Genomic DNA, 16,556 nt, shown 5'->3' with positions numbered 1-16,556 from the left:
AATTTATCGTATTAGATTATTGGAGGAATAATTGTTTTTACCGGAATGTGTTTAAGTCTGAAATATATAAAAATTGACTACTATTCTTTAAAATAAAGTTAATAATCTCTTTTCTATTAACTTTGTAAGTCATACTGTTATTATTATAACTTATAAGGCCATTACAAGGGATTTCCTTTCAAATAGTTCTTAACCACATTACGAATTCATCTTCTTTAGAACCTTTTCAAAAGTATTAATATTTCTACTTGTAAATTGATCTCTAAGTGTCTTTTTACCCAAAATCTTTCCAAATGCTGAATCAAGCGTGTTTCCTTTAGGGACCTGCCAGTAGAAAATATGATTAACTATTTCTGCGCTCTCATTGGTATTTTGTGTCGCGTACTGAAATTCAGCCATTAAAACTGTTTCTATTCCAGTATCTCCGACAAATGCATAGATATGAAAATCCGTAGTCTTTTCAAAAGGAACACTTTCCCAATATAATACCGTATCACGCTCCGACTTTATAAATAAAACAGCGTCGTAAGAAAAATAAGCTGACATGGACTTTTCCAAAATTAACTTTAATTCGATCTCGTTTTTATGTGATGAAAAAACAATATTACCAGATGCGATTATGGACCTAACATTCTGCATTCCTGCATCCCTAAAAACCTGACATACATCAGTCATCTTCATGTTGGTTCCTTTGACATTTACACCCCTCAGAAAAGCACAGTACTTCATAATTCTTAAAAAATTAAGTCAAAATACATACGATACATCATTATACGTTTATTTACAAATAGGACTCATTCATCAACTTGCAATTTCTTCAATATTAATTTCTCAGTTGGTAAATCGTCTTCAATCCCAATAAAATAACTTTCAAATCCAAATTTTTCAAGTAATTTTTTAGAAGCCATATTTTCTGGATCAATAATTCCAATAACCGCTAAATCAGGATATAAATTATGCGCTACATCTAGTAATTTTCGACAGATTAAAGATCCTATTCCATTTCTCCAAAAATTCTTTTTTATAATATAACCTATTTCAAGAATGCTCTCATCATGCTTATATCGCTCCAACTTGCAATCTCCCACAAATTCATTTTCATCAGTAAGAACCTTAAAATATCCTAATTCACGTTCCTTCTTATTGATTTCAAGAATACGATCGAACTTTGCTCTAGCCTGATTTTCATTCAATCCATTTCCAGAAATATATTTCATTAAATCATCTTCACAAACAAGTGTTTTGAAAGAGTTAAAATCTTCCGGTCCATACTTCTGTAAGTTTATTTTCATTATCTTCTATGATAAAGTGATTTATAAAACAATATTACGTCTAAAAGCACAACCCAGCTCGATAATAGTCTCCGTTTTGGCAATACCTGCAATACTGTCTATTTTCTCATACAATAATTGTCTCATATGCTCATGATCTTTAGCGATGATCTTTAAATATAGCGTATAGTTTCCAGTAATATAGTAACATTCTGTTACCTCAGGAATTTTATGAAGCTCCTCAATTATTCTTTTTGAATCATGATCTTTTTCAAGAGATATTCCAGTAAAAGCTCCCCAATCGTAACCCAATTTTTTTTCGTCCAAAACAGGCTTAATTCCCGTAAGAATACCTTGATCCATAAGGCGTGTAATACGCTGATGGACCATTGTATTGGAAACTCCTAGCTCTGTAGCTATAGCAGAATACGCCATGCGTCCGTCTGCTTCGAGCTGTTTCAAAATCTGTATATCAAAATCATCCAAATGATTCATGGTTATTTTTAATTATTAAGTTTAGAGTTAAATTAAATTTAATAAGCTACTAATTGAGTGAATTTAAATCCATATTAGGCTATTAAAATTAAATATCGTACATTTATTTCATAATTCCAATTACAAATAATATGGCAGACTTAACAAATTTAGCAAAAAGCAATGCATTCATTGCAAAGGAAAATAAATATGGTGCCCACAATTATCATCCCTTACCTGTGGTTTTAGCAAAAGGGAAAGGAGTATTTGTCTGGGATGTTGAAGAAAACCGATACTTTGATTTTCTTTCGGCATACTCAGCGGTAAATCAAGGACATTGTCATCCAAGGATTATTAAAGCCTTAACCCAACAAGCTGAAAAGCTTACCTTAACTTCTAGAGCATTTTATAGTGATAAATTAGGTGATTTTGAAGAGTATCTTTGTAATCTGTTTGGTTATGATAAAGCTTTAATTATGAATTCCGGTGTTGAAGCCGTAGAAACAGCCATGAAGTTATGCCGTAAGTGGGCTTACTTAGTTAAAGGGCTTCCTGCAAATCAAGCCAAAATAGTCTTCGCAAGTGGTAACTTCCATGGTAGAACAATATCCGTAATTTCTGCTTCAAATGATGATTCGGCAAGAAAAGATTTTGGACCTTTCTTAGATGGGGTTACACAAGTGCCTTATAACGACGTTCAAGCATTTGAAGAATTACTAAAAAATGATACGAACATTGCTGGGTTTATTGTTGAACCCATTCAGGGCGAAGCTGGAATTATCGTTCCAAGTGATGATTATCTTTCTCGTATAAAAGCACTTTGCAAAGACTACAACGTATTATTTATAGTCGATGAAATTCAAACTGGTATTGCAAGAACAGGAAATATGCTAGCCTCTTTTGATATTAAAGATACCAATTCAAATACAAAGCCTGATGTTTTAATTTTAGGAAAAGCACTTTCTGGAGGTGTACTTCCGGTTTCTGCTGTTCTAGCAGACGATTCTATTATGCTGACTATAAAAGCTGGAGAACATGGTTCAACATATGGTGGGAATCCCCTAGCCTGTGCAGTATCCATGGAAGCTCTTCAAGTGATCATAGATGAGGATTTAGCATTAAATGCTGAAAAAATGGGTAAAATATTCAGAGAAGGCCTTCAAGAAATGATGATAAGATGTCCCATAATTAAAGAAGTCAGAGGAAAAGGATTATTAAATGCAATTGTAATAGATAGCAAAGAAGAAGATAATACTGCTTGGGAAATTTGTCTAAAATTTAAGGAAAATGGATTATTAGCCAAACCTACTCACGGTAATAAAATTAGATTAGCTCCCCCATTAGTAATAACAGAAGATCAAATTACGGAAAGTCTATCAATTATAGAAAAATCACTTCATCAATTTGCACAAAAAATATGAATAGATCGATTAAATTAATTAAAAATAGATCGGATATTGGAGCAGGTACCCGCGGTTCCGACCTAGGGATTGACGCTATCGAAATTGCTGCAATTAATAAAGGAAGTCAATACTTCAATAACTATAATTTTATAGATATACAAACGCGCAATAACACAGTTTATGATCCGCTTGTTAATCCATTTGGTAAGAGAATAAAGCAGGTCTTACAGCAGTGCAAATTATTGGCAATAGCTGTTGAAGATAGCTTACTAGAAGAACAGTTTCCCCTGGTTTTTTCAGGAGACCATTCATCTGCAATTGGTACCATTAGTGGTATAAAGTCGGCATATCCAGAAAAAACATTAGGAGTAATATGGATAGATGCCCATGCTGATTTACATTCACCCTATACCACACCTTCTGGTAATTTACATGGAATGCCTTTAGCGGCGGTATTAGGGACGGACAATTTAGAAAATCAAATTAATAATGTTGATGCAGAAACCAAACAATATTGGAATAAATTAAAAACAATAGGAACTTCCCAAGCTAAAATAATAGCAGAACACCTGTTCTACTTTGGTGTTCGCGATACCGAATTACCAGAAGAAAATCTAATTGCGGAACTGAATATAAAAAAATACCAAGTAGAGCAATTACGTGATATGGGAATAAAATCCTGTGTTCAGAGCACCCTTCAGCAATTGGAAGGATGTGACCATATTTATGTTTCATTTGACGTTGACAGTATGGACAGCGAGCTAATTTCTAACGGTACTGGTACACCAGTACCCAAAGGATTTAATCAAACGGAAATAACATCATTGCTTCAAGAAATTATTGCATCTAATAAAGTGGTTTGCTTAGAATTTGTAGAGGTAAATCCCCTTTTAGACAGTCAAGGGAATAGAATGGCAGAGGTTGCGTTCGAAATTTTAGACCAAGTGACAGCATCTATTGAAACTTTAAAATCAGTATCATAATTTCGATATGATTTCTTGGAATTGAACAATTGAAAATAAGAATTATTAGTTTCTAATTTCAATTGTTCAATTATTGTTATGCAGAGAATTCGCAACCATTTAACCCAATATACAATGATTCAGCATGTAACATTCTAATTAAAAATTTGTAACATTGTTACTATAAGTATTTAAGATACAAAATAAAATGGTAAGATAAATTTAAACTGATCTACTATTTGTTATATACCTTAAATATATTGGCTAAAAAAATGTTATGATCGGCAAATTTTTCAGAAAATTCTATTTAGACATAGTCATCTGGACCATTTTATTGTTACTTCCCTTTATCACCTATCTCTATCAACCAGATAAGATTTCGGAGTTTAAGCCCTACTCTGCTCTATCTCATCTAGCCAATATAATATTTTTGGCAACAAATTTTTATTTACACTGCTATTATGTCGCACCAAAATACTTCTTTACACGCAGAAAGTTTCTGGTGCTTTTAATTGCTTGTGCTTTTTTATCCTATGTCGCGCTAAACTATGCTATTGTATACTTTAATCCTAATGGAGAATTGGCACATTTCACAAAAGAAAATATACTTTTCGTACGACTAGTGATCGGTCCTGGAATTATATATTCACTTTGTTTAATTACCTCATCCATGATTTTTCTATATGGGGAACAGGCCAGGCAAAAAGAATTAAATAAGCAGATTGCTTTGGAGAAAACAAAAGCAGAATTAACAATTCTAAAACTTCAGATCAGTCCACATTTCCTATTCAACACCCTTAACAACATCCGCTGGTTGATCCGTAAACAATCACCAGATTCTGAAGATACGATCGTCAAATTATCCGAAATATTGCGGTACATTCTCTATGAAGTTGATGGTGCAAAAGTAGAGCTCTTTAAGGAAATCGAGCATATGCAGAATTTTATTGCCTTACAAACACTCCGTCTTCCGATAGCTGGAAATGTGGATCTCGAAATTGAATCTAATCTAAAAAATAGATTGATACCACCTTTACTATTTATTCATTTTGTAGAGAATGCATTCAAATATGGTGTAGACAGTAAAAACAGTCCAGAAATCAAGTTTCAATTCGCACAGATTCCAGGCGGTATAATTTTTAAGTCCAGCAATAAAATACTACAGCATACAGAACTTCGAACAAGTGAAGGAATTGGATTAACCAATGTTCAGCGTCGCTTGCAACTGTTATATCCAAATCGTCATGATCTTTCCATTACAAAAACGGATGACGGTTATTTCCAGGTACTACTCAAATTGATGACCGATGAAAATTAAATGCTTACTTATAGACGACGAACCATTTGCTTTAAACATCTTAGAAGACGATTTATTAAGCTTTGACAAGGTTGAAATACTGCACAAGTTTAACTCGCCAATCGATGTCGTCGATTACTTGAGAGATCATGAAGTCGATCTGATTTTCTTGGATATACAAATGCCGGAAAAATTAGGAACACAATTTATCCGCGAACTTACTAATCCACCTTTATTTATATTCACTACGGCATATCATCAATATGCTGTGGAGGGTTTTGAATTGAATGCAGTGGATTATCTATTGAAACCAATTGCAAAAGAAAGATTGACTAGCGCTATTCGAAAGGTTGAAGACATTATGCTTTTACGAGCAAATCAAAATAATATAGTAGATCACATCGTCGTCAATGTTGAGTATAAAAAGATTAAAATATTTATCAATGAAATAAGTTACATAGAAGGATTAAAAGATTATGTTAAAATCTATATGGTAAATCGGAATGCTCCACTTCTTACCCGTAGTAACCTAAGAGGTATGGAAAAAATTCTGCCAGTAAAAGATTTTTTAAGAATCCATAATTCATATATAGTAAACAAAAATAGAATTCAGCACGTCGCTCTAACGAAATTAACACTTCCTGAGATTGCACTGCCAGTAGGCAAAAAATATGTTGGAAATATCGAAATTTTCTAAATTAAATTCTCTTGTCGATACTAACATTTGTTTCAATAACTTCATTCGTCTACACATTTACGCTGTCTGTCTACAGATCATTGTGTAGATTAAAAATCCTTATCAAATTTGTCATATATCAGACCTCTATTAAAAAGGGATAAACAAATCGATAAAAAAAGAATAATGAAAAGATATATATCAACGCTTATTGTAGCAACTACAATATCAACTGTGCATGCTCAAAATACCGCTGAAAACTCACCTACAAACGTAAATAAGTCTGAAGGTACAATCTTTGGTCAAATTATAGACAGTCAAGGAAAACCTATTTCAAAGGCTTCGATTAATCTCTTTCAGGTTATCAAAGATCAAAAAAACAATCAGGAAAGAGAAATATTAATAAGAAGTACAAGTTCGCTGGAAAATGGAAATTTTAACTTTTCAGCTATTTCTAATACCAATAATTGGAAATTAAAAATCAGCTCAATAGGTTACGCAACGCTCGAGCTAAATGTTGATCATAGTGATGATAAAAAAGTCTTAAACAAAAATATAGGAACTATTGTACTTAAAAATGACAATCAACAACTTGCAGAAGTAACTGTCACAGGTCGAAAGGCTTTATTGGAAATGGATATTGATAAAAAAGTATTCAATGTGGAAAAAAACATCGTAGCAACTGGCGGTACTGCTATCGATGTACTTCGTAATATGCCATCTGTACAAGTAGATATCGATGGAAATGTCAAGCTCAGAAATGCTGCACCAACCATTTTTGTAGATGGAAAGCCTACAACACTTTCACCAGATCAGATCCCCGCAGATGTCATCGAAAAAATAGAGATCATCACAAACCCTTCTGCAAAGTACGATGCCTCAGGAAGTATGGCTGGAATTTTAAATATAATCCTTAAAAAAAATAAGAAAACAGGATATAATGGTATGGTTACCCTAGGTGGAGATCGATTTGGCGGAACTAATTTTATGGGAAGCCTCAATGCACGTCAAAACAAATTAAACCTGTCATTTACAGGAATGAATATGCGAATGCGTACGAATACTGAAGGAGATAGTCATAGAACGAGTAATATAAATAACATAAATTCAACTGTAGATCAAGATATTGAAGGAAAAACAAAAGGTATGATCACTTTTGGAAGACTTGGTTTAGATTATGATTTCAGTCCACGAACTTCATTATCAATTGCCGGAGTTTTGGTTGAAGGGAAATTTCGTCCAAATGAAGAAACCCTAATATCAACACAATCTGGAGGAAAAACCTCATTAAGCAATCGAATTTCGGAATCCGAACGAAGCTTTAAACCAAGAGGTCTACAGGCCGGAATAGTGCAGAAATTTAAAACAGAAGGTGAGGAATTAACTGTTGACTTTAATTATTTCGGAGGTAATAATAATTCAAACGGTCTTTACACCACAAATTATCTCAATGATATAAACCAGATAACAGGCACAAAAAAACAACAGAACATCGGTTCTGGAAATAATAAATTTATTACTATCCAAACGGACTATGTTAAGCCTTTCAAAAATGGAATGAAATTGGAGACCGGTCTTCGTGCCCAAATTAATAAATTAAAAAATCTCAACGATAATTCAATACAAGATATTGGTGAAAAAGACTTTAAAAATATTTCTTCAGCATCCGCTAATTACGATAGTAAAAATAGCGTTTATGCCGCTTACGTTTCACTCGGAGGAAATTTTAAAGATTGGGTATCCTATAAAATAGGTCTACGTGCTGAAAACTCAACTTATAATGGAGAACTTTTAAATACTAATGAAAAATTTAAGAACAATTATCCATTAAGCCTATTTCCATCTGTGTTTTTAAGTAAAAAACTGACCGAAAAAGATCAAATCCAGATGAGTGTCACGCGTCGCGTGAATCGTCCTAATTTTTTTCAAACGATACCTGTTATCGATTATACAGACAGCTTAAATATTACGAAAGGTAATGCCGATCTTGTTCCTGAATTCACGACTTCTGGCGAGCTTTCGTATAGTAGAACACATGGAAAAGGCACTTTTTTAGCTTCAGTTTATTATAAATCTACCAATAATTTGATTACCAGATTTTTGACTCAGGAATTAAATCCAGTAACAGGCAAGATGGATTTTATAAATACCTATATTAATGCCAATTCTAGTAAAAACTATGGTGCAGAATTTACATATACCAATAATCTTAAAAAATGGTGGGATTTAACCGCAGACCTTAATTTCTATAATTCAAAAATAGAAGTTGACGACAGTACCCCGTCTGAAGCAATGTGGACAGTATTTGGAAAATTGAACAACACCTTTAATGTTAAAAACAATTGGAATCTTCAAGTCGCATTTGAATATCAAGGCAAAACAAATATGCCTGTCACACAAGGTCAGTCATTTGGTCCTCCAATGAATCAAGCACAAAGCTCATCCCAAGGATACATCAAACCTTTTTATGGTGTCGATCTAGCTCTCAAAAAGAGTTTCTTAAAAAATCAAGCTGCCTCAGTAACTTTAGCTGTGAATGATATTTTCAGAAGCCGAGGTAATACAATTGTATCTTCAGGAGAAGGGTTTACACAATCTTATTATCGACTTTCAAATCCTCAACTAATCAAATTGAACTTATCTTATCGCTTTGGAAAAATGGATATGAATATGTTTAAGAAAAACAAAAATCAAAATTCGATGGAAGGAATGCAGATGCAGTAATCTACCCGTACAATAACAAATAGAGGGGTGTATATAGATCTTAATCTATATACACCCCTTTACTTTATTTTAATCTAATTGATTTAACTTACAAAAATGAAGAAGTTGATTAAGATACTAACATTAAAATAGGGACCTTGGCATTAACTGCCAATTTTTTTGAGGCACTTTTTTGAAAAAACGAAGCGATAAATCCAAGTTTACGGGGTACAGTGATCAATACATGAATATTATGTTCTTGAACATATACATTTAGTTTCTCAACAAAATCTTCGCCTTCCAAATAAGAGTAAGTCGGTTCAAGACTATCTAAACTTGCATGCAAAAAAGATTGTTCCTCAATTAAATCAGCTGCCTTATGCTTCCCTTGAACACTTACATTTACAACATACCATCTTAAAGATAACAATTCTTGTAAATGAAATATTGTTTTCACGGGCAATCGTTCATCTAAATGCATTAGATCCACTGCAAGGATAACATTTTTAAAGATATGTACTTTATCCATATCTGGCACCAATAAAAGGTTATACAGATGTGCCTGTATCAGCTCATTGGTAATAGTACCAATACTATTTTTACCATTATCATCATTTCCTCTCATGCCAGCAATAACTAGGTCAACATGCCTCTCTTCGGAAATTCGCTCCATGCCATCTAAAACAGTAAAACTATCATGTCTTGTATGGACGTTTGTAGCTGGTGAAACATTTAATAATTCCTGTTTCAAAAGAAGCATTTTTGAGTCTACTGCCGCAATATCTGTTTCATCTACAAGAATTGGTGGCGGTATAAACTCGCCAACATAGTAAAATCCTCCATTTAGATACCCTAAGGAGTGGTATATGATGACTTTTTTTATAGCTGTTTGCTTAGCAAGGGTCAAGAGTTGATCGAAAGCATGTCTAGCAGGAACAGAAAAATCGGTTAAAAAAACAATTGTTTCCATGATCGTGATTTCTTGTAATGTATACTCGATTACTAAACAACCGAATCTTATTTTTAGTTTAAAAATTAAGAAAATAATACACATTAATCTAAATGCATAAATAAATATTCCGAATAAACTAGAAATGTCTTATGACCGATTACGCAAGTTGTTTCATATTTATAATTAGTTTTTCGAACCGAAATTTGCTAATTTTAAATTTTTCGGTTTTCAATTATTGGTCTGTACCTATAGTTTATAGTAAAATACGTTGAAAACCTGGCAATTGTCTTTAATAATTATATAAAACTTATGTACATATATAATATCCAGTGGATCCTTAAATTTATTTTTAATTTAGCTATAATCATCCTGATCGGTAGATTCTTCTATGCTCCTTTTGATGATAAGTTAGTTGATACAAACCTTGTTTACATATTACCATGTATTGGATTAATCAGTAGCTATTTATATCTCTCAGCTTGGTTTGGTTGGAAAAAGAGCTTTTACATCATACTTTATTTAGTAGCATACCTGATCTTCATGGGATATTTTTTGCTAAATCATCTATTGCCAAAATGGGTTGATAATACAATAATAATCTTAACTGTATCTGTAATAGGTTATTTTTGCTATCGCATTATTAATCGTATTATTAAAACAATGATTTATCGCTGTAAAGGAATTAAGAGCCGTATTAATACATACGTAATTCGAAATAAAAGAAATAAGTGATCTTTTCAGGAAGCTCGAGAATGACGTTAAAAACATAAGAACTTATACATAGATATGAAATCTAATATCGATAACCTGAAGTTTCCAATTGGTAAATTTATTGCGCCAAATACAATAGATAATGGAACGATAACAAAATGGATTGGAATTATACAATCTTTCCCAGATCTTCTAAAAAAAGAAGTTCAAGAATTATCGGAAGAAGCATTACAAAAAACCTATAGACCTAATGGTTGGTCAATAAGACAAATAATACATCATTGTGCTGACAGCCACATGAATAGTTTAATCAGATTTAAACTAGCTTTGACAGAAGATATACCCGTTATAAAACCATATGCTGAAGATCTTTGGGCAGAACTTATTGACTCAAAAGAACTTGCTATTAATTCTTCTATAAATATGCTAGAAGCTCTACATTACCGCTGGGTAGTTTTACTACAAAATATGACACCTTCGGATATGGCCAGACAATTTAGACATCCTGATTCGAACGAACTCATTAATATTAAAACAAATATTGGACTGTACGCTTGGCATTGTGAGCATCATCTTGCACATATTAAAATCGCAAAAATGAATAAGGAATAGTCAATTTAAAATATTATGAAGGTAATAAGTTTTTTATAAAAATAAGCTAGCATTTTTTTGTAAAATTGCATTAAATTAAAAAGGTAAATTGAGATATTTTTTCCATATCGCCTATCAGGGTCAGAATTATAATGGTTGGCAAAGACAACCTGATGTAGAAAGCGTACAAGAAGTTTTGGAAAATACACTCCATAAAGTATTAAAAGTACCAACCACCATATTTGGTTGTGGCCGTACAGATGCTCAAGTCCACGCTAGTCAGTACTTTTTTCATGCGGATATTGAGAAAGAATATGATTTCGACTTATTATTTCGACTCAATAAGGCTCTTCCTGATAACATCGCCATTTACGATATAATAAAAATGGAAGGTAAGCCGCATGCTCGTTTTGATGCAGTGCATAGAGAATATGATTACTTTATTCACACGTACAAAGATCCTTTCTTAAGCAATCAAAGCTCATTATACTTATATCCCAAATTAAATTTAGACAAAATGAGTGAAGCTGCAAAATTGCTCTTAAAATATAAGGATTTTCGTCCCTTTTGCACACATCCTGATAAAAATGAACATACAATCTGCCACGTAACAGCTGCAGGAATATTTGTCAATACAAAAGGTGATAGAATTCGGTTTAATATTTCCAGTAATAGATTTTTAGGTAAGATGATCAGAATTCTAACCGGTAAACTTTTAAAAATAGGTAATGGGGAACTAAGTATTGATGAATTTGAAAATCATTTAATTACATTAGAACTTCCCAAAATATTGAGACCGGCCCATCCAATAGGTTTGTATCTATCCAAAGTTAACTATCCATACCTAAATCTTCCACCACGCACTGATTTTTTAACACCTTCCCAAAGTTCCGACTGGATTTCTATTTAGATACTCAATATTAAAAAAAATAAAGTATGCAATCCTATCTAGATACTTTTCATAACAAATAATGTTAACCTTCTGATATTAGTGTTATTACTTTATCAATCGGTCGACCGATAACGGCCTTACCATCTTTTACAACAATAGGACGCTCAATTAGAATAGGATACTCCAACATAACGGAGATCCATTCTTCATCCGAAAGAACAAGATTTTTAAACTTTTCTTGAAAAATTGATTCAGTACGTCGTATCAGCTCAAGAGGTTTTAATTGAAGTAAAGTGACCAGCTCAAGCAATTCATCTTTACTAGGAACATCTTGAAGATACTCCCGTATTGATAAATCTACATCTTTCGATTTCAATAAATCTAATACAGCACAGCTTTTACTACACAATTTGTTATGATATATCTTTATCATGATCCAAAATCTAGAGTATTATATCTTTTTTAATCACTTGAACTTCAGCACTAATTCGTACTTCATCACTAACCACAATATTACCAGCTTCTGTAACAGCATCCCATGTTAAACCAAATTCCTTACGACTAAGTTGCCCGCTTAAAGAAAAGCCTGCTTTTGTTTGGCCATAACTATCGACCACAATCCCGCCAAACAAAACTTTTAATGTAATAGCTTTGGTAATATTTCCTATTGTCAAATTTCCGGTTAGTTGCGCTTCATCCCCGATTCCTACATATTTAACACCAGTAAATTCTAAATAACGGTAGGCTTCAGCATTAAAAAAATCAGCTGACTTCAAATGTTCGTCTCTTTGTGTATCATTGGTATTGATAGAATTTATCTCCGCTTTAAATGCTATATTCTTAGCGGTATTAAAATCATTAGAAGTAGTTTCAAGATCAAGTGTGAACTTACCACAATAACCTGTTATCGTTGTAATCATTAAGTGTTTCACTTTAAAAGCGACTTCACTATGACTTGGGTCTATTGACCATTTGTATGTTGCCATAAACTGTTATTTTAATTAATTAGGTAGATATCTAATAATTGCAAAAATAAGGATTACTAAAAATCTAAAAATTGATTTAGATCATTTGTTTGATACGTTTAGTATGCTACTTTAGGCTAAATTAATTCCTATTCTCAACGCTTGCAATCCTTTAACACCCTGTAATTCTTCCAATTCCAATTCTTCTAGATCATCTAATAAAGATCCGCTCTTTTGTAGATATTGAATATATCCTAAATATTCTTTTTCCTCGCGCTTTGTAAAATAGACAATAGCAATTTTACCCGGCTGAGTAAGGCGTTCGTTCGAACCTTTAATAGTCACTTTATCGATTCTCTTTTTTATAATCTGATAGCGAATATTATAAGCTCCCTCTACATCAAATCGGTGTTCATCTGTTCTAAAATTAATATCGATCAACGTAGCATTAACAAAAATAAGCTGCGTTGTTAGTAAACGTTTCTCCATTTGATCCAACAGACTATGTGTAATTTTTGCAATCGCCGCCATTGACGTCAATTGCCAAAGTCGGATATTTTTTAAGTATATCTCATTGAACTTTTTGTCTGGAGCGATAGATTGGCCTATGTAAATATCATATTCAATACCATCTGATCTAAATTTTTCAAAATAACAAGGGTAAGAATTTTGCAATTCCTTTTCAAATAACTCCAGATAACCACTTATTCCACTATTAATTAAACGTATCGATTTTTCTAAAACATTACGATTTTTATAAACAACCCCATTTAAAGGATGGATAGCATTTTCATATGCGGCAATAATCGGATGAGATTCTTTTAAATTCTCCTTAAAATAAGTGAGAACTTCAGCCACATTTTGATTAAAAAAGTCATTAAGCTGAATCTGCATACTATCCATTAATTCTTCATTAATTTCCTGTAACCATCTTCGGCAGTTGAAAATCATTTCATCAAGAATAACAATACTATTTAAGTGTTTCAATTGAATTAAGACATTCTCCAATAATTCTAATTGAACAATCATGTCCTGAAAAGCCGCCTTATTTCTTTCAATAGTTGAATTTCGAATATCGATGGCACCGTACAACGGATATATTTGTTCAAATTTAATATCACCAACAATAGGTTTAGGTTTATCTTGTTCTATTCTTTGTAAATATTCCCAAGCCTCTTGATTAAACTTCCACTGTACTGCTGATTGAAGAGATGTAAATTTTTCCTTTATAACCTCGTTTATTTTTGTCTGAAACTCAACAATTTCATCTTTTAGCAACTGTGCTAGTAAGGTACTTGCACTAAATATTCGAGCCAAAATCTGTTCATCAAGAACTGCATCTGTTTTTGTAAAGACTTCGATAACACCTACGATCTCTTTATTATGGGCTATGGGAATCAATGCATAGTTGACGATGCCCAGATCTTTCAGTCGTTCCCAAAGGAACGACATAGTTTTATCTTCAATAGGAAAATCTTTACTAAAAACAAGAATTTGGGGTCGCTTAATAAATTCATCCAGCAACTCTTGAATACGTTGCTCACTTCCTTTATTAATTTTTAATAAATCCAATAAAGCTGACGTTTTCTTTTCTTTAAAATCAAATACGACTTTGTTATTCAACTTAAAAAAAGGTAAAAGAGAAAATTCAATAGCAGGATTTCCTGCTAATGTTCTTAAAGCCATAATCACGTGTCCATAAGAATCTGCTTCATCAATTCCCCTTATAATGATATTTTTTATATTTTCAAGCGCCTGTTGTTCAGTAATATCAGTAACTGTTAAAATAGAAAAACCATCCATTTTGATTTTATTCAATGGAATCAAAGTTTTTATTATCTCAAAATTTAATGTTTTTGAAAACTCATCAATTACTTTTATCCGATCAAAAACAGGTAAATTTCCGATTACTTTTACATCTACAAAAGTATGATCGATATTGATCCGGTAATACTTTTGTAGTCCAGTCAATGCATCGATAAAGGAATGAATTATCTCAAAATGCTTTGCAGATTTTATCCCATATAACCTTTCTAATATAAATGAATACAACATCTGGATTTTCTCAGAAAACCCAACAGAATCATGTGCTAAAGCAAGTTGATTATCACATCTATACTGTTCAAGTAAAGCATAGAATTTATCTGTTCCAAAACATATTTTTTGTCCTAAAGGAAAGCCCAATGCCCAATAAGTGTCCTCATCATCTTGTAATACTGGATTTAAAGATGCATGAATTAATCTAAATTCGTTTTCAAATTGGTGAATATTGTGCTTATCCAAAGGACCATATTTTGCAAATGCTTGATTAAAATCCTTTAATACACTAGCTAAAAAGTTCTTTTTAATTGATATTTCATTTTCACCTTTTCTTTTCAGATAATTCAAAAATGGGTCAAAAGAAAGGTGGGTTTCAATTTCAGGAAATTGATCTTCCTCCTCATTTATTATAGTAAATAATGCTGATTGCATATTAAAAAAATTAAATTACTAACACGACCCATCACATTTAAGATGGGAATGTGATGCAGAGTAGATTCAGTTCGTTATTTATTTGTGATTTCTGTTTTATAAGGTATCCGGTATGCATAATCTGCCTTAATACCCTTATTATCGTAAGTATAATAAGTAATCTGAGTACTTCTATCCAATAATAGATCCACAGTAACAAAACCCTGCATTGAATTTTTATAAAGTAAGTTACTATTACTTTTTATAGATGAGCTTTTTGCTCCAGAACCGCTAACAATTTGATATTGATCTCTTTTTTTTATAAACTGTAAGCCGTGATCGTGACCAGATATGTAAACATAATTCGGAACTCCCTCAAATACCGCATTTACTTGTAGTTTTAAACGTTTGTAATCCGAATGATTCATATCTTCAGGATTTGAAAACACTGTTGATCTCATTAATGGATACAATGATCCAATTACAGGTAATGGAAGGTAAAAATTTTTATTCAATATTGTAAGTGGAAAAATATGGTCCTTCCACGAATAGTAACCCGCATGAACACCGTATGAATAGAAAGGATGATGTGAAGCAACCAAAATTGTTTTATTCTTATTCTTATGAACCAATTCCTTCAGTTTTTCTATAACTTTAACTTCAGAATCACAGCCACATCTAATATTTGTATCGATCTTTTCATGAGGAAAAAGCCACCATTCACTATCATAGGCAATAATAACCAGATGATCTGAAATAGGAATTTCTACCGGATCAGGACAGCCATTTTTAGGAACTAATTGCAAAAGTGAATCTTGTTGTGCATCCAGAAAATTTCCTTGAGCTCTGATCTTTGCTAGTCCCTGTTTCCCCATCTTATCCCAATCATGATTGCCGGGTATAAAATATACTGGCGCATCAGCTGCTCGCATAGGTTCATACTGTGACCTTAAGATCGATGCTGTTTCCAATTCTTCCTTACTACCGGGTAGCCCCATACCACTGGGGTAGATATTATCCCCCAAAAACATAACAGTTGTCTTCCCTTTTAAAACCAGTGCGGCGGCAAGTGGAATAATCGTTTCCTGTTTAAAATTAATCTCACCGGCATCACCAATAAAAATAACTCGGTTTACTACACTATCTTGTGCAAATACCCCAGTCATTAAAAATGAAAGAAGTGTAACACATAAAAATTTCAACATCTT

At 32.6% G+C, this 16,556-nt stretch carries 15 protein-coding genes; 7 read left to right on the top strand and 8 right to left on the bottom strand.

Annotation, left to right across the window (positions count from 1 at the left end; all coding sequences use genetic code 11):
- Nucleotides 1-198: 198 nt before the first annotated feature.
- The 3 genes from M2265_RS01485 to M2265_RS01475 all read right to left on the bottom strand — a co-directional run bounded on the left by M2265_RS01485 (nucleotide 199) and on the right by M2265_RS01475 (nucleotide 1,766).
- The gene (locus tag M2265_RS01485) at nucleotides 199-729 is read right to left on the bottom strand and encodes a DUF1697 domain-containing protein (protein WP_207902355.1); all 531 of its coding nucleotides are present in this window, start codon (nucleotides 727-729) and stop codon (nucleotides 199-201) included.
- A 65-nt stretch (nucleotides 730-794) separates the two neighbouring features.
- Nucleotides 795-1,292: a GNAT family N-acetyltransferase gene (locus tag M2265_RS01480; RefSeq protein ID WP_132768377.1), complete on the bottom strand. Its 498-nt coding sequence runs from the start codon at nucleotides 1,290-1,292 to the stop codon at nucleotides 795-797.
- Between the two features lie 21 nt (nucleotides 1,293-1,313).
- Entirely contained in the window at nucleotides 1,314-1,766 is a 453-nt protein-coding gene (locus M2265_RS01475; protein ID WP_132768379.1) for an Lrp/AsnC family transcriptional regulator, read from the bottom strand.
- A gap of 131 nt (nucleotides 1,767-1,897) precedes the next feature.
- Between M2265_RS01475 and rocD the strand changes: the two genes are divergently transcribed.
- The 5 genes from rocD (at nucleotide 1,898) to M2265_RS01450 (ending at nucleotide 8,807) form a co-directional block, all read left to right on the top strand.
- Nucleotides 1,898-3,166, top strand: a complete 1,269-nt coding sequence (rocD, locus tag M2265_RS01470; RefSeq protein ID WP_132768381.1) for an ornithine--oxo-acid transaminase — start codon at nucleotides 1,898-1,900, stop codon at nucleotides 3,164-3,166.
- Nucleotides 3,163-4,131: an arginase gene (locus M2265_RS01465; protein WP_132768382.1), complete on the top strand. Its 969-nt coding sequence runs from the start codon at nucleotides 3,163-3,165 to the stop codon at nucleotides 4,129-4,131. The genes rocD and M2265_RS01465 overlap by 4 nt, the downstream gene beginning before the upstream one ends.
- 256 nt (nucleotides 4,132-4,387) lie before the next feature.
- On the top strand, nucleotides 4,388-5,428 hold the full coding sequence (locus M2265_RS01460; protein ID WP_132768384.1) for a sensor histidine kinase: 1,041 nt from the start codon (nucleotides 4,388-4,390) through the stop codon (nucleotides 5,426-5,428).
- Nucleotides 5,418-6,104, top strand: a complete 687-nt coding sequence (locus M2265_RS01455) for a LytR/AlgR family response regulator transcription factor (protein ID WP_021188335.1) — start codon at nucleotides 5,418-5,420, stop codon at nucleotides 6,102-6,104. The genes M2265_RS01460 and M2265_RS01455 overlap by 11 nt, the downstream gene beginning before the upstream one ends.
- A 165-nt stretch (nucleotides 6,105-6,269) precedes the next feature.
- Entirely contained in the window at nucleotides 6,270-8,807 is a 2,538-nt protein-coding gene (locus M2265_RS01450) for an outer membrane beta-barrel family protein (protein ID WP_132768386.1), read from the top strand.
- A gap of 109 nt (nucleotides 8,808-8,916) precedes the next feature.
- Here the strand turns inward: M2265_RS01450 and M2265_RS01445 are convergent, their stop codons facing one another.
- Complete coding sequence (locus tag M2265_RS01445) at nucleotides 8,917-9,756, bottom strand: universal stress protein (protein WP_132768388.1); 840 nt, start codon at nucleotides 9,754-9,756, stop codon at nucleotides 8,917-8,919.
- A 768-nt stretch (nucleotides 9,757-10,524) separates the two neighbouring features.
- Here M2265_RS01445 and M2265_RS01440 point away from each other — a divergent pair.
- Both M2265_RS01440 and truA read left to right on the top strand, forming a co-directional pair.
- The gene (locus M2265_RS01440) at nucleotides 10,525-11,061 is read left to right on the top strand and encodes a YfiT family bacillithiol transferase (RefSeq protein ID WP_132768390.1); all 537 of its coding nucleotides are present in this window, start codon (nucleotides 10,525-10,527) and stop codon (nucleotides 11,059-11,061) included.
- Between the two features lie 88 nt (nucleotides 11,062-11,149).
- Nucleotides 11,150-11,950: a tRNA pseudouridine(38-40) synthase TruA gene (gene truA / locus M2265_RS01435; protein WP_132768392.1), complete on the top strand. Its 801-nt coding sequence runs from the start codon at nucleotides 11,150-11,152 to the stop codon at nucleotides 11,948-11,950.
- Nucleotides 11,951-12,014: 64 nt separating this feature from the next.
- Here the strand turns inward: truA and M2265_RS01430 are convergent, their stop codons facing one another.
- From M2265_RS01430 to M2265_RS01415, 4 genes are all read right to left on the bottom strand, one after another.
- Nucleotides 12,015-12,365, bottom strand: a complete 351-nt coding sequence (locus M2265_RS01430) for an ArsC/Spx/MgsR family protein (protein WP_132768394.1) — start codon at nucleotides 12,363-12,365, stop codon at nucleotides 12,015-12,017.
- Between the two features lie 10 nt (nucleotides 12,366-12,375).
- Nucleotides 12,376-12,918, bottom strand: coding sequence for a YceI family protein (locus M2265_RS01425; RefSeq protein WP_132768396.1), 543 nt, complete (start codon nucleotides 12,916-12,918; stop codon nucleotides 12,376-12,378).
- 111 nt (nucleotides 12,919-13,029) lie between these two features.
- Nucleotides 13,030-15,369: a GAF domain-containing protein gene (locus tag M2265_RS01420; protein WP_132768398.1), complete on the bottom strand. Its 2,340-nt coding sequence runs from the start codon at nucleotides 15,367-15,369 to the stop codon at nucleotides 13,030-13,032.
- A gap of 74 nt (nucleotides 15,370-15,443) precedes the next feature.
- Entirely contained in the window at nucleotides 15,444-16,553 is a 1,110-nt protein-coding gene (locus tag M2265_RS01415) for a metallophosphoesterase (protein WP_084825382.1), read from the bottom strand.
- Nucleotides 16,554-16,556: the final 3 nt, after the last annotated feature.

It is taken from the genome of Sphingobacterium kitahiroshimense, from assembly GCF_025961315.1.
GTDB lineage: Bacteria > Bacteroidota > Bacteroidia > Sphingobacteriales > Sphingobacteriaceae > Sphingobacterium > Sphingobacterium anhuiense.
This window is presented reverse-complemented; position numbering and strand designations above follow the sequence as displayed.